Genomic DNA, 14,607 nt, shown 5'->3' with positions numbered 1-14,607 from the left:
ATAAAGATGTCGACTATAATCCGACAAAATTATGAAAAATCTCCTTACAAAAGTTGGGCTTTCAGAAAAAGAAGCCGAAGTCTACCTGATTGGACTCTCCAGTATCAAACCGACAGCACAATACTTCGCAAAGAAAACAGGCATAAAACGAAGTTCTATTTATGATATATTGAATAGTCTCTCTCAGAAATGACTTATCTCAAAATGTATGGAATGAAAGTCTTCCTATTTTCGAGTCGCATCACCAGAGGAATTACTTGCCTATCTGGATCGCAATAAGAGAGAAATAGAAAAAGATATCGAGCATAAGAAGTATTTCCTCAAAGAACATCTTGTGGAGCTTCAGTCCCTCCAGAATATCCGAACCACCAAACCGCAGGTTCGATTTTTCGAAGGAGATCTTGGTATGCGAGAGGCCTATGAAGATACTTTGCGTTGCACGGAAAAAAAGATTTCTGCCTTTGCCAATGTAGAAACTATGCACGGCGCATTGCCAAATTTCTTCCCAGAATATTATATGCGTCGAAAAAATGCGGGCGTCTCTATTCGAGCAGTGATTCCTGATAACCCTCTCTCCCTAGAACGACGAACATTTGATTCTCGCGAATTGCGCTCCACAAAAGTAGTCGATATGAAGAAATATCATTTTACACCAGAGATAAATCTGTATGATGATAAAGTACTCATCGTCTCATGGCTTGAAAAAATGGCAATAATGATAGAGTCGGCTGAAATAGCTGATTGTTTCAAGAAAATGTACGATCTTCTCTGGGAAAATATTCCAGAGATGTACAATGCTAAAAAATAATATATCACATGGTATCTATCCCCTCAAATCTCCTCTCACTCTTGGAGCAATTCCCTGCTGAAATTCAGACAAAAATCATCGCTGGCTGGTCACAACCTCGCTCAATTGTATCATTTCGAGTAAACCATCTTAAATCCTCTACAGAAGAAGTAGTGCAAGCCCTCAAAACCGCTTTACTCCCCTATCAGGTTTGGCAATATTCAGACGACGCTTTTTCTCTTCCAATCGATCAAGAATATACACTTCGGGGTCTTGATATCTATCGTGAAGGGAAAATCTATGTGCAAAGTTTTTCGAGTATGATTCCAGCTCTTTGTCTCGATTTACAACCTGGACAGAAAATTCTCGATATGGCAGCCGCTCCAGGTTCTAAAACAACACAGATAGCGAGTATACTTCGTGGAAAATGTCAGATTACTGCGCTGGAGAAATTCGGCATACGACATGAGAAACTTCTTCATACTCTCAAACTTCAGTGAGCAGAGGGCTGTGTTGAAGTGATAAAAATGGACGCTATTGATTTTGCAAAAACAGCAACAGAAAAATATGATCGCATCCTCCTCGACGCTCCATGTAGCTCTGATGGTCGTATCAATCTCGCTGATGAACGAACCCATAAATGGTACTCCAAAGAAAAAAGTATATCAAAAGCTGAATTACAACTCCAAATGCTCGAAGCTGCCGGGAAACTCCTCTCCCCTACTGGGAAAATCATCTATTCTACCTGCTCTCTTTCTCGATGAGAAAATGAAAAGGTTGTAAAAGCATTTCTCAGAAAGAGTCCTTCATTTACCACAATCCCCTGCCCTATTACATGGGATTATTTCCTCCCAGAATACGAAGGTATGTATTTTGGACGTTGGCTCCCTACCGATAAGCAAGAAGGATTCTTTGTCTGTGTTTTAGAATACTCTACATAAAAAAACCTGCCCTATTTTAGGAGATATTCTCTTCCTTTCATAGAAATTACTCGTCCTCGAGGAGTCCTTTCTAAAAGCCCGATTTTGATAAGAAATGGTTCAATAACATCCTCGATAGTAGCCGCTTCCTCCCCTATCATAGCGGCAAGCGTATTGATGCCCATAGCATTACCATTATTTTCTCCGAGGAGTCGAATGAGTTGTCTATCGATATCGTCAAGACCATATTCATCTATATGTATTTCACGAAAAAGTTCAGAGAGTTCAGAGAGTTTCCCGAGAATATGGTAATCTCGAACGATTTTTGTCAGACGATTAGCAATTCGTGGTGTTCCACGACTTCTTTTGGCGATTTCCAGGGCTTCATCATCTCAGAGCTCAACTCAGAGAATTTTTGCACTGCGACGAACGATCTTTGCCAAGTCTTCATTTTCATAGAGATCCATCTTCCAGACATGTCCAAATCGGTCACGAAGTGGATGAGAAAGCGATGAAAGACGAGTGGTTGCACCAATAAGCGTAAATTTTGGTAAATCCATCTTTACTGATGTCGCTCATGGACCACTTCCTACCATAATATCTATCTGATAATCCTCCATTGCTGAATAGAGGATCTCTTCTATCACTGGCTTCAGGCGGTGTATCTCATCGATAAAAAGTATATCACCCGGTTGTAAACTCGTGAGCACAGAGAGCATATCGGCTGGTTTATCAATTGCTGGACCAGAAGTATGGCGCAGACTTCCTCCTGTTTCAGCCGCTACGAGCATAGCAAGCGTGGTTTTCCCAAGACCTGGAGGACCATAAAAGAGAATATGTTCCACGGGCGCTGAACGAATTTTTGCCGCATCCATGGCGACCTGAAGATGTTTTTTTATCATCGTCTGTCCGATATACTCAGAAAGTTTTTTTGGACGCAGTGATTCTTCCCCACTATCTTCAGCGATTGGATTTGGTGTTGATACTCGTTCTTTGAGAGGATTATGCGATGTTTCTTTTATAGCCATAAATTACAGGCATTATAGGGTATCTCGGGGGAGAATCAATTTTTTATTCTATTCCTATCTTTCCAACACCTTCTTTAGTTATCATCCATAAAGCATTATCAATGCCAGGATTCTGACGTAATAAATTCTGAACCCGATTAATGTCAACACCGTCTGCTCATAAATATAAAAATAATCTTTCATACGTAGTACTTGTTATCCATCATTGATTCTCAGCATCAAATAGAGTAGTCTGACGAACTCTGCCTCCAACATGTTCTGTAATTCTTAAGAGATCATCTCATAAAATATATCGCCATCTACACCGAGTATGAGCGAATCATGGATCGATTCCACAAAACCTATTTTTAGCAATCGGAGCTAATATTTTAGGATTCATGAAAAGATTATAGTTAATTATTCGTTCTCAACGGTATGAAAAATATGTACCATCTAGTGGAAACCCTCTCTTGGAGAAAGAATTTATAGCTGTTTTTACTGCTGTTACCTGTGGTACATCAAGCCAAGAAGCACGTTGAGTAGTATCTGTGGGGGGCTTTACTGCTGCATTCATATATGAATAATAATTATAAATTATTAATAGTCAATTAAAAAACTGAATTCCAAAATGAGACGCAACGAAGATGCTCTGCATTGAAAAGGAGGGGAAATATATATAATCCCTGGGATTGTACCAGTATAACTCTATAAAGACTATGAAGAAATTTACGCTCCTTACTGTCGCTGATTCTTGGCATCACTTTGAAAAACCAATCAAAGAATACGAAAAAAGGTTACAGAAAGAGCTAGAAATCATCTTATTGAAACCAGCAAAGTATGATGATACTGAGGCATGCCGTCAACGTGATACGAAAAATGTTATCGAAACACTCAAAAAATATCCTCATTCGTATATTGTTTTCTGCGATATTGGAGGCAAAAATCCATGAACTACAGAAGAATTCGCTGACTGGATCAGTATAAAAAGCCAGCAATACAAAAGTATTATTTTTGTTATTGGGGGCTCATATGGTCTTGACTCCGAACCAATGAAAACAGTTATTCACGAATCGATTTCTCTCGGAAAATGGACACTCCCCCATGCCCTTGCGAGCTTAATCGTCCTCGAACAGCTCTACAGAGTGACGAATCTGCTTGCTGGTGGAAAATATCATCATTAAAAAATTGACAATACCTTATATTATATAATATATAGTATATATGAGCGATTGATCTACTACCAAAATATTTACTTTTGATACATTTACTGGCATACCACAGCTTGAAGTACCTGTTACTGTGACGTCGCTTCAAATTCTGTCTAGAACTAACCAATCTGTAACAGTTACAGGAGTGTTTTCGATACCTCTACCTCAAGATGAGAATAAATCTCTTATAGCTCGAAGATTGCTATTAAAACACGGTAGACGTAAACTTTTTTTACCAATCTTACATCGATTTTTTAATATTGATAATGAATTATTACAACAATGACTTACAAATGAGTCATGAGAAACTACATGACCTATGAGATACAAACATTGATTTCGTGTATTAAAAATAGAAGAAGCAACAAGTGCTTCAATCTTTGAAATAGTTTTCTCTATGAAACGTAATCCTCAGCAATGAAGACCGGTATAGGAGAACGGAAAATGACGATAATAAAAAATATTTTTTTTGACAGAACTCATACTTTTTATACAATGCCTCCATCTTTGTTGTGCGGGTGTAGCTCAATTGGCTAGAGCTCCTGCCTTCCAAGCAGGTTGTTGTGGGTTCGAGTCCCGTCGCCCGCTCCATACAAAGATAAATAACCCACGAAAGTGGGTTTTTTATTGTCTTTCAAAAGATCATTTTTTTACTTACAATAATATAATATTATAAGTCAATTCATATTGTCCCAATATACTCCAAAAAATGCTACAAAAATTGAAATAAAAGCGATAATACACTACAATAAAAATATGGCTTGAAATATCTTTTTACCGACACGCCCGATTCTTCCAGTTTCTACTGTACCGACCGTCGACCCAAACATCGTAAATCAGGGGATGAACTTTATGGATTATTTCCTTATTTTGGCGGTAAGCATAGTCATACTCTCTCTTCTGGTATGGTTGATAAGGGTTATTATTGAGATAATTCTCTCGCGCAACCTCATCTATATCCAGGTCACACTTCCCAGATCTGACTCCAAACTCGATAAAGAACATGAAACAAAAAAAGATTTCAAGGAAAAGGCGGGTATTATGAATTTGGTTCACAATGCCCTTTGGAAACTTTCATCGACTTCACTACGATATACTATTACCAATTTTTTCTTTAAACATATCAAGATCTCTTACGAGATGGTGTATCAAGATGGCCAGATGTATTTTTTCCTGGTCACGTATAAGTCGCTCTTTCATACTATCGAGCAAACTATTACCTCTATCTATCCCGATGCTGAGGTGGTCCTTCGAGATAAAAAACAATATGTGACTTTTACATGAGAACATGCTATCGTGAGAACAACAAGTATTGGGAAAGCGAATGATAAATATTTTCCTATCAAGACCTATAAGTATTTCGAAGATGATCCTCTCGGGACATTTACAAATGTTTTTTGAGGACTAAAACATACAGATGTTGCTGTATATCAAATAATTGCAAAACCACTTTCCCATCGCTACAATGATAAAGCAAAACAAGTAGCAGGAGATTATAGTAAAGGAAAATATAAGCGCTGAGGTGGACTGTTACGAGGATTACTCGGGTTGAGCAAAATTTTAGCTCCCCTCGGATGGATTATCACTAATTTTGTGCAAAATAAACCTGAAGTAAGTGGTGCTCCATGAGCTGGTGCGTGAGATTCATACAAGATATTTAATCAGGCCGAACAAGAGGCGCAAAAAATGGTCGGCGAAAATGCAGCACAAAATGCATTTAATGCAAGTATGATAGTGCTTGTTGGGAGTGATTCTGCTGCGTCAGCTCAGGATGGTATCGATGCCATCTTGGCTGCTACGAGTATCTATACCAATGAATACTGTAATAGTCTCGATAATAATCAGGTCTTTGAGGGTATGTTTCGTCCCTTGGTTCGATGGATTCATCGTTTTTCCTTTCGTTTCAAATTAGCAGGATTTTTCACACGGACGAGTCCGTACTCTGTTGATGAACTCACGACGCTCTATCATTTTCCTGATGTGAATTATAACAAATCACCTATTATCTCTTGGCTGGGTTATAAAAAAGTACCCCCTCCGGTCAATCTCAAAGCACCAAAAGAAATATTGACTATGCCTGATTATGTACGTGATGGCGAGTATATCATTACCGAAGATGGCACACGTCTCAAGACTGATAAATTTGGGAATATTTTGCGAGGGAAAAATGATGGTTTTATAACTGAAAAGGATGAAGAGATCCCGATAGAAACAAAATGAGAAAAACGTGGGCAACCAAAGGATGAAGGGAAAATGCCAAAATCTTCTGATCAAACCCGTATGCTCGGATGATTTCCTGTATACAAAGATGCGGTGCTCCTCTGATGGAATGAGTATAGAAATAAAAAAACACCTATCTATTTTGATAAGCAAGACAGAGGGAGACATCACTACATTATCGGTAAATCATGAGGAGGTAAATCCGTTTTGATAGGATATTTGGCGCGCCAGGATCTCTGGGCAGGTGATGGTATTTGTGTCATCGACCCACATGGAGACCTCATAGAGGATATCCTCTCTTTTACGCCAAAAGAAAGAGCAAAAGATATCGTAATCTTTGACCCCTCTGACTATGAACGTCCTATGGGTATGAATATGCTGGAAGTTATCGCGACTGATCCAGATTTGCGAGCAATTGAAAAAGACAGAGCCGCTCTCGATGCCACTGCTATATTCATCAAAATATTTGATGAAGAGATATTCGGCCCTCGAATTCAGCATTATTTCCGGAATGGTGCACTGACACTCATGGATGATGAAGAAGATGGTGGTACACTCATTGATGTTCCTCGTCTTTTTGTGGATGATGCTTTTATGAAGTACAAAGTAAGTAAAGTAAAAAATCCTGTCGTAAAATCCTTTTGGGAGCATGAATATGCTCAGACTGGTGATCGTGAAAAACAAGAGATGATCCCCTATTTTTCAGCCAAATTTTGACCATTTATCACGAATACGACTATTCGTAATATCATTGGGCAACCAAAATCTGCCTTTAATATCCGTGAAATCATGGATAATAGACGCTGTCTTCTCGTAAATCTTTCCAAGGGAAAAATAGGTGATCTCAATGCACAACTCCTCGGTCTGATATTTGTCTCAAAGGTAAATATGGCAGCCATGAGTCGTGCCGATACTCCTGAAAAAGATCGAAAGGAATTTTATTTTTATGTGGATGAGTTTCAGAACTTTGCGACTGATACCTTCTGAGAAATTCTTTCTGAAGCTCGTAAATATAAGCTCGCTCTTATCATGGCACATCAATACATCGCTCAAATTGGTGGAGCACAAAAGTCTATAAAAGCCGATAAGCCGTCTATCAAGGATGCGGTCTTCGGCAACGTAGGTACCATGATGTCATTTAAAGTTGGAGCAGAGGATGCAGAATATCTGGAAAAAGAATACGCCCCTACCCTCTCTCAACAGGATATTATCGGCATTGCCAATTTCACCACCTACTGTAAACTCAATATCAATAACGCTTCCACACGACCATTTGATATCAAAACTATTTGGGATAATTTTTATCGCAATGATAGGGCCGCAAAAATCATCAAAGAATACTCTCGCAAGATGTATGGTCGAAAGAAAATCTATGTCGATATGGAAATCGAGGCACGTCTAGGAATCACCAAAATCGAAGAAGACACATCAACAGCTGCAGAAAATACAGCTATCAATACTTCAGAAACTCCTCCTTCTACCCCTTCATAGTTATGAAACGCTCTTTCCTTCCTCTCCTAAAATATATCGTGCCTATTTTTGGTATTGTAGGGGTTTCTCTCGTTATGTGAAATACTCCTGGACTGACTCAGATAGGACAGACAGGTTCTTATTATCAACAATTCAATACCTATATTACAGGTCAGTGAGCACAAAATATCTTGGTAAACCTCTTTTTTATACTCGCTGGAATTCTTTTTATCGTTGCAGTAATAGTGGCATTTTTTGCTGCAATTCGTCTTTTTGTATCTGATAATTCTGGGGAAGATTTTTCAAAATGGGCTATGACTCTTACTTGGAGTATTGTTGGGTTATTACTCGTGTCTTTTGCTTATGGAATCCTCTATACTTTTGAACATAATGTACTTAACTATAATGTGGGATTTAATATAGACACAATCTATGAGATTACTGTCGGAATTGTTTATCCTATCCTAAATTTTTTACGATATATTGCAGCGATTATGTTCTTTATTGTTCTGATTTTCGCTTTTTATAAAATTATCATTGCTTGAGGTGACGAGGAATGATTTCAAAATGGTAAAAAAACATTTATCGCTGCTGCTATGGGTTTTATCATTATGGTTCTCGCGGAACCAATAGTACGAATGGTATACGGATGATATGATTGTCATGGGAAGAAGTTTTTTGGCATCCCCACTGAATGTGTTAACCGCCAATTCAACCCTGATGGCTTTTTTAATCTTGTGATCAAAATTATTATTTTTCTCAATGGATTTATCGCTCTTGTAACGGTGATTATGATTATGTATGCTGGTTTTTTGGTTTTAACGGGTGGTGGGGATGAAGAAAAATCTGAAAAAGCAAAGAAAACTATCCTCTATGCTATCATAGGTGTCCTGATAATTCTTTTTAGTTACGTTATTTATCGTGCTTTTCTTTTTAATATCACTTAATGGATATAGAAAAATGAGAAAATATGCAGAACAAGGATCCGATCCCCCCCCCCCCCCGTGTTTCTCTAACTAATAACAGTACTTCTTCGGAGTAATAATAGGACAAGGCCTTTCTCGTCCATCTTTGATGATTTTTTCACAAACACGAGCAGATATTTCTTCGCCACCATCGGGTCGAGATTTGATACGATATTGGAAAAATTCAGTAATAGGCTTTGGGTTGAGATCTGATTTGAGAGTATAGGTATATTCTACACAATAAATAGCCTCTGTTGGTTTTTGTTCTTTTGCTTGAGTGATATTCTTGACCTGGTATCCTCCATTTATTTTTTCTAGAAATTGAGAAAAGCTATAAATATCACGTTTAGCATTACAAATCGTATTTGAGAGAAGAGAACATGCGATGCGATATTCTCCGGTTTGAATCGTAGAAAAATATGTATCAAGTAGACCTCGTCCGCGCAAACTCAGCGTCTCTGGTTCACGAGGATTGTACCGGCTTATATCGGCATCGATAGGGCTCGTAGATGATGAAGGTATGGGGGATGCTATCTGTGTATTTTTAGGTGTGAGATTATTGGTCCGACGAATTTCTTCAATATTTTTTATTTCTTCTGATGCTGTTTTTTGTACAAATTGTTTTTGACCATAAACGAAATAAATCAGAAAAACAAAGAATAATACAACGGAAATAAGTGAGAAAAGTATAAGAAGATATTTGGAATCAGAATGCTCTGGGTGTGGAGGATGGAGATGGTTCATAAAAGTGTAATACAAATCCAGTATATATATCTCTTTCACGGGTCGAGTCTTTTTCTATTGCTAAGATATGTTTATGCTCTATAAATATACTAATTCACTTCTATAGCACTGCGAAATTTTTCGGCCCTTTCTTCATAGTTCTGAAACATATCAAAACTTGAACAACCAGGAGAGAGAAGGATGATATCGCCTTCTCTTGTATTTTGAGCGAGATACGATACGGCATCTTCCATAGTGGCACTCGGAATAGCTGGTATATAGGCGTCGTGTGCGGCTTGTAGGAAAATATGCTTTGTCTCCCCTATTGCGACACATTCAACACAATATTTTTGGAGATTTTCAGCGAGATTTTCAAATGGATCCCCTTTATCTTTTCCTCACGCTATTAAATATACTTTTTGAGGTGCAAATGCCGCCAAGGCCGCATAAAGAGATTGGGCAGTAGTAGATTTACTATCATCTATCCACACTTTATTATCTTTCCCCGAGACCTTTTGTAACCTATGAGGAAGTGCTGGTATATTTGCTAATATTGCTGAAAGCTCTTTCACAGTGATGCCCATTTTTACAGCGAGAGATGCCGCGAAAAATATATTTTTGATATTATGGTCACCATAGAGCTGCCTTTCTGAGATATCTAGGAAGAGCTCCTGACTCAATTGTAATATACCATCTGGTGCTTGAATTATCTCATCTCAAAGACAGACTGACTCCATCGGAAAATCTTTTATTTCCGGAAAAATAGACAGTACTGATTGAGGATACAGAATGGTTCATCTTGTGTGCCCAAGTAGATTGAGCTTCGCATTATAATACTCATGGAGATTTTTATGCCAATCGAGGTGGTCCGGATGGAGATTGGTTAATATTGTATTATCAGCTGTAAACTTTTTGATATTGTACGCCATAAAACTCGACACCTCTAGGACTATATGTCCACTTTTTTGTTCATTTTTTTTGATATCTCCTATGATATCTGCAAGTGGTGTTCAAAAATTTCCTCCTAAATATACTGGTGAATCTGGGAGACCAGATTTTAAAAAATGGTAGAGTATCCATGCTGTAGTAGATTTTCCATCGGTTCCTGTAATAGCATGAATTTGAAATCATGTAGGTATATGGGGAAAGAGAAAATCAAGCTCTGAAACAATTATATCGGTTTCATAAATTTTATGACTCGAAGGAATACCAGGTGAAGGGATAATTTTTTCAAAGGAACTAAAATCCTCTGGAGCATCACTGTCATCACAAATTGTATAGGAATATTCCATGAAATCACAAAAATGAGCCAGAGAATTTCCTACCTTTCCACGACCATAAATAAGAATATTTTTCATATAATGTATCATTGTATGAAAAATCTATTTCTATCAAGTATATAAGACAAGTATTATACCTCAGCCCGACAAATTCTTATATCTTGTAGATATTCTTGATTTTTCGAAAAGATACACGTAAACCAGACAAGATGCCTTCTTAAGATACGAAAATCGGGATATTCTAGAAAAAGTGTTGATTTGTCTATTTCGACAACAAGAGCATTGAGGTCATTAACAAATATTTTTGTATCTAAATTTTGTCCACTTGAATCTTTAAGATTTTGTTTTAATACGAATACATAATCATCTTGTTTTTCAAAGTATGTATCTTCGAGCACTTTCTTGAGATGTGAAAGTGCATCATTTGATGCTTTCACGATAGCATCTTGGTGTTCACCGGATTTTAAGATTTCTCCCAACCGAATCATCTCGGTCATTATTTTCAGTGAATATGGACTTCAATTCTTTTCTTTTCATAAAATAAATGTCAGATAAAGCCACATTTCATACGTAGGGTCATCAGAGGACCGTATCATTTCCAAGATAGAGCTATCTCGTATATTGATAGCAAGGGGATTTCCTGAGAGAACATTAAGATGATATTTTTGAAAGACGGATTCCCACGAAAACGATGCATCAGGATTACTATTTTTTCTCACCCACATCAGTAGAGGATCTTCTAATCATTCAAATATTGTTGGATCGATTATTTTCCCCTTCCGAATACTATCGGTTATAAATTTAGAACAAGCCACTGGATTATTTCAACACTTTTTCTCCTTACGAGTTTCCTTGAGATAGTTATTTATGTCTTCTAATAGTATCCGGACATGGAGATCTTTTTTAAAAAATACACTCCCAGAGTTTTTTTTATCGGGTTCTCTCATGAGTAATATATCGATATTTTTTATTATTTCTGTTTCTGAAAAACCACTAAAGACCTCTTGTTCATCTTTAAGCGCATTATCACGATAGAACTTCCAAAGATCTTTCGGGATTATCGCCTCTATGGAGCCAAGATCAAAAAAAGCAATTTTTCCATTCAGCATATAAAATGATGGTGGAATCTTTTCAGATTGTTGTCATACGAGCGATGCATCGATACTGAGCATGGTATTTTTTTCTATATCAAGGAATATGGTTCCTTTGCTATGAATTGTTCCTGAAATATTGCGTCAAGAGAATGCGAGATCTATAGTAGGATCTATGGAACGTATCAGCCATACTCACCCAATAAATTTTATTGTTCCATTGTGTATTTCCGGTTTTTCTCCGATGCCATACAGGAGCAGTTGCTGATCTCTATAATGGATAAAATTCCCAGAAATTTTTGTATTTTCTTGATTTTTAGCCATGATATTCTTGGTATTTTCAGACATTGGAGGTATATGAGAATACCATGAATACAATATCCATGTGGCGAGAAAAAGAGAGAGAATTCAGATAAATATACGCTTCTTCATACCTCTAATATACCAGATTTTCCTCTAAAATGCAATAGATTTGTCCCAATCTTTTTGAAATGAATTGACAATTGTACTAATACTCGCACCTTCTATAAAAATACCCAATTCCCTATTTTTTTCGAGTGAGTTTTGAGTGAAATTAAAACTTCATACAAAAGCTTGTTCATTATCACGGATAAGACTTTTCGCATGGAGTATGGGCTTTTTCATCATACGAATTTCTGGACATTTTGGCTGCACTCATGGTATTCTAGATTTGATATTTTCTTCATTTTCATCTATGATAATATATATTTCTCTCCCAGAATTACATATTTTTCTCAGTTCTGATATAACCTCTGTATCAGTAATGCTTGGGGTATAAAGAGATAAGAATTTTTGGCTTGATTGTGCAAACTGTATCAATCTTTCCCGTGCGTGTGTTGGGCCTATGAGAAGTATACTCGTATCAAAAGATCATTTTCTCCCATTAAAATCTGTCTCAAAAACAGTTTTAAGCTCATTGAGCACTCGTACATCCCCACCTATGAGAAAAAATTCACGATTGGAAGAAAAACTACTCCGAGTCCAGTTTGCTGTCGATATGATCCACTCTTCATCAAAAATCATATATTTCGCATGCATAAAGGAAAAATATCTCTCATCGCTTTCATAAAAGGCAATTTTATTATCTGTAAATACTTTTTTTGTTTCCTTGTTAATTCCTGTGAGATTATAGGGACTTTTTTCTAAAATGACTCTGACATTGACTCCCCTGTTTTGTGCCCTAATAAGTGCATCTCTCAGAGATGGAACGGTAAAAATATAGACTGCTACCTGTATATTTTTTTGAGCAGAATCCATCATCTGGAGAAGCCATTTCTCATCTTGAGGAGTTTGAATAATGTCTATGTCCTGTAAAAATGTCTCCTTCTCCCCTATGGACAAAGTTTTTTCAGTAACGTGATACTCCTGATATGATTGTATATCCAGACTTTGCCATACGAGTACCCCTATTAAAAATGTCAGTATTGCAGGAGTAATGAAACGCATTACTTATAATTGATAAAAATTTCCCCACTAAAACCGTGTTGAATCAGTGTTTTTTTTAAGAGATCTTTGATAGACCCTTCGTGCATTCTGAGTTCAAAATTGATAATTGGCTTGCCAGTGACTATTGTGATGACACTTCCTTGAAAAAAATTCACAGATGTTATCATATCAGCTAAATCCCCTCTTTCTATGGACTCTTTTAAGTGTTTCTTTGTCAAAGATGTCAATAGAGCCGCTATCGCTAGCGGACTATTCCTCTGGACTGATTTGGTATCAAGAATGTATGAACGAGCTGATGCCATAAATATATTAAAAAAGAGGAGGAAGAAGGTATGCTATAATTCATAGTGTTGACAAAATCGCACCAATGAGCCAGGATTTCATGACTATTGTTTCTTCTGACATACCTTTTGCTTCAAGATGGTGATGAAATGGAGCTATCAAAAAAATCTTTTTACCGTGGCGTAATTTCTTGCTTGCTATCTGTAGCATCACGGAAAGAATCTCCCAAAGATATACTCATGAAATAATGAAAAGTATGGGAAGTGTATCCGTCATAAGAGCCATAACTGCTAATCAGGAGCCAAGAGCCAACGCTCCAGAATCGCCAAGATAAAATTTTGCAGGCTTTATATTGAACCAAAGAAATGCCGTCAATGCTGCTGCTATGACGATGCAAAGTGTTGATAAAAGAAAAAGTCACTCATGAAATGTGATAAAAGCATAGAGGAAATAATTCTGTACCAAGAGTCCTCCTGCGAGACCATCGAGCCCATCAGTAATATTGACACTGTTCGCCATGGCTGTGATCAAAAATATACAGACAAAAATATACCATCCACCTATATGGATTTGTCCAAAAAGAGGAAGAGATATCGTATCATAGCCGAGCTTATAAAAAAACCACCATGCTCATAAAAATGCAAAAAGAGTAATTCCTCCCATTTTTACGCGAGCACTCATCCCCTTTTTTCCTCATATATTTCGTACATTCAGATAATCATCGATAGCCCCGAGTATTCCCATCGAAAAGATAGCAAAGAGTGGAAGAAATGTCTCAGCACGTTCCCAGAGACTAAAACGTATATTGATATCAAAATATTCCTGATAATATTTCGCTAAAATCGTGATAATAACAACCAGTCAAAGGACTATCAAAATCATCACTCATCCCATATTTGGAGTTCATTGCTTATGAATATGAAGTGCATGGTATCGTGTTGCATGTCACCCCCCCATAGATGCCTCCGTACGTATTTGTTTTGCGATACGAAAATGACGAAGAATATATATATAATACGGCGTGATCAACATGGCAATTCAAAAAGCGAATAAACCGAGAATAACTATTTGTAAAATATAAGATTCCATAATGTTCTCATTATAAGCAAGCTCTCCATAAAGCAAATATTTACTTCGACTCTTTTCTCTCTAGAAAAAAAAGAAAATTTCATATACTTGAATCACCC

Annotated in this window: 14 protein-coding genes and 1 tRNA gene; 7 read left to right on the top strand and 8 right to left on the bottom strand. The window is 37.2% G+C overall.

All coding sequences use genetic code 25. The features are described 5' to 3' along the window. The first annotated feature begins 31 nt into the window (after positions 1 to 31). On the top strand, positions 32 to 808 hold the full coding sequence (locus WC753_00135; protein MFA6079879.1) for a helix-turn-helix domain-containing protein: 777 nt from the start codon (positions 32 to 34) through the stop codon (positions 806 to 808). 8 nt (positions 809 to 816) lie between these two features. Beyond that, a complete protein-coding gene (locus tag WC753_00130) occupies positions 817 to 1,728 on the top strand; it encodes an RsmB/NOP family class I SAM-dependent RNA methyltransferase (GenBank protein MFA6079878.1) in 912 nt (303 codons plus the stop codon). Positions 1,729 to 1,739: 11 nt separating this feature from the next. On the opposite strand, the gene ruvB is transcribed toward WC753_00130, so the two are convergent. Further along, positions 1,740 to 2,735 carry a Holliday junction branch migration DNA helicase RuvB gene (gene ruvB / locus WC753_00125; GenBank protein MFA6079877.1) on the bottom strand — a complete coding sequence of 332 codons (996 nt, stop codon included), beginning with the start codon at positions 2,733 to 2,735 and terminating at the stop codon, positions 1,740 to 1,742. A gap of 43 nt (positions 2,736 to 2,778) precedes the next feature. Then, positions 2,779 to 3,288, bottom strand: coding sequence for a hypothetical protein (locus WC753_00120; protein ID MFA6079876.1), 510 nt, complete (start codon positions 3,286 to 3,288; stop codon positions 2,779 to 2,781). Between the two features lie 142 nt (positions 3,289 to 3,430). Here WC753_00120 and WC753_00115 point away from each other — a divergent pair, with 142 nt between their 5' ends. The 5 genes from WC753_00115 to WC753_00095 all read left to right on the top strand — a co-directional run bounded on the left by WC753_00115 (position 3,431) and on the right by WC753_00095 (position 8,559). Then, on the top strand, positions 3,431 to 3,895 hold the full coding sequence (locus WC753_00115; GenBank protein MFA6079875.1) for a 23S rRNA (pseudouridine(1915)-N(3))-methyltransferase RlmH: 465 nt from the start codon (positions 3,431 to 3,433) through the stop codon (positions 3,893 to 3,895). 40 nt (positions 3,896 to 3,935) lie between these two features. After that, positions 3,936 to 4,355, top strand: a complete 420-nt coding sequence (locus WC753_00110; protein MFA6079874.1) for a hypothetical protein — start codon at positions 3,936 to 3,938, stop codon at positions 4,353 to 4,355. Between the two features lie 81 nt (positions 4,356 to 4,436). Then, positions 4,437 to 4,513, top strand: a tRNA-Gly gene (locus WC753_00105). A gap of 165 nt (positions 4,514 to 4,678) precedes the next feature. Then, complete coding sequence (locus WC753_00100; GenBank protein MFA6079873.1) at positions 4,679 to 7,633, top strand: type IV secretory system conjugative DNA transfer family protein; 2,955 nt, start codon at positions 4,679 to 4,681, stop codon at positions 7,631 to 7,633. Positions 7,634 to 7,635: 2 nt separating this feature from the next. Continuing rightward, positions 7,636 to 8,559, top strand: coding sequence for a hypothetical protein (locus WC753_00095; GenBank protein ID MFA6079872.1), 924 nt, complete (start codon positions 7,636 to 7,638; stop codon positions 8,557 to 8,559). 69 nt (positions 8,560 to 8,628) lie between these two features. Here WC753_00095 and WC753_00090 read toward each other — a convergent pair whose 3' ends face one another. The 6 genes from WC753_00090 to WC753_00065 all read right to left on the bottom strand — a co-directional run bounded on the left by WC753_00090 (position 8,629) and on the right by WC753_00065 (position 14,509). Continuing rightward, positions 8,629 to 9,321: a hypothetical protein gene (locus WC753_00090; protein MFA6079871.1), complete on the bottom strand. Its 693-nt coding sequence runs from the start codon at positions 9,319 to 9,321 to the stop codon at positions 8,629 to 8,631. Between the two features lie 89 nt (positions 9,322 to 9,410). Further along, positions 9,411 to 10,658, bottom strand: coding sequence for a UDP-N-acetylmuramoyl-L-alanine--D-glutamate ligase (gene murD, locus WC753_00085; protein ID MFA6079870.1), 1,248 nt, complete (start codon positions 10,656 to 10,658; stop codon positions 9,411 to 9,413). Between the two features lie 53 nt (positions 10,659 to 10,711). Continuing rightward, a complete protein-coding gene (locus WC753_00080; protein MFA6079869.1) occupies positions 10,712 to 12,103 on the bottom strand; it encodes a hypothetical protein in 1,392 nt (463 codons plus the stop codon). Between the two features lie 24 nt (positions 12,104 to 12,127). After that, the gene (locus WC753_00075) at positions 12,128 to 13,138 is read right to left on the bottom strand and encodes a phospholipase D-like domain-containing protein (protein MFA6079868.1); all 1,011 of its coding nucleotides are present in this window, start codon (positions 13,136 to 13,138) and stop codon (positions 12,128 to 12,130) included. Then, positions 13,138 to 13,440 carry a hypothetical protein gene (locus WC753_00070; GenBank protein ID MFA6079867.1) on the bottom strand — a complete coding sequence of 101 codons (303 nt, stop codon included), beginning with the start codon at positions 13,438 to 13,440 and terminating at the stop codon, positions 13,138 to 13,140. Before WC753_00070 ends, WC753_00075 begins: the two co-directional genes overlap by 1 nt. A gap of 7 nt (positions 13,441 to 13,447) precedes the next feature. Then, positions 13,448 to 14,509 (bottom strand): hypothetical protein, encoded by a 1,062-nt coding sequence (locus WC753_00065; protein MFA6079866.1) that lies wholly within the window; start codon positions 14,507 to 14,509, stop codon positions 13,448 to 13,450. Positions 14,510 to 14,607 lie beyond the last annotated feature (98 nt).

Source organism: Candidatus Gracilibacteria bacterium (assembly GCA_041660965.1).
Taxonomy (GTDB): domain Bacteria; phylum Patescibacteriota; class Gracilibacteria; order BD1-5; family JAGOOR01; genus JAGOOR01.
The sequence above is the reverse complement of the archived record's forward strand: the minus strand, read 5'-3'. Positions and strand labels throughout refer to the sequence as shown.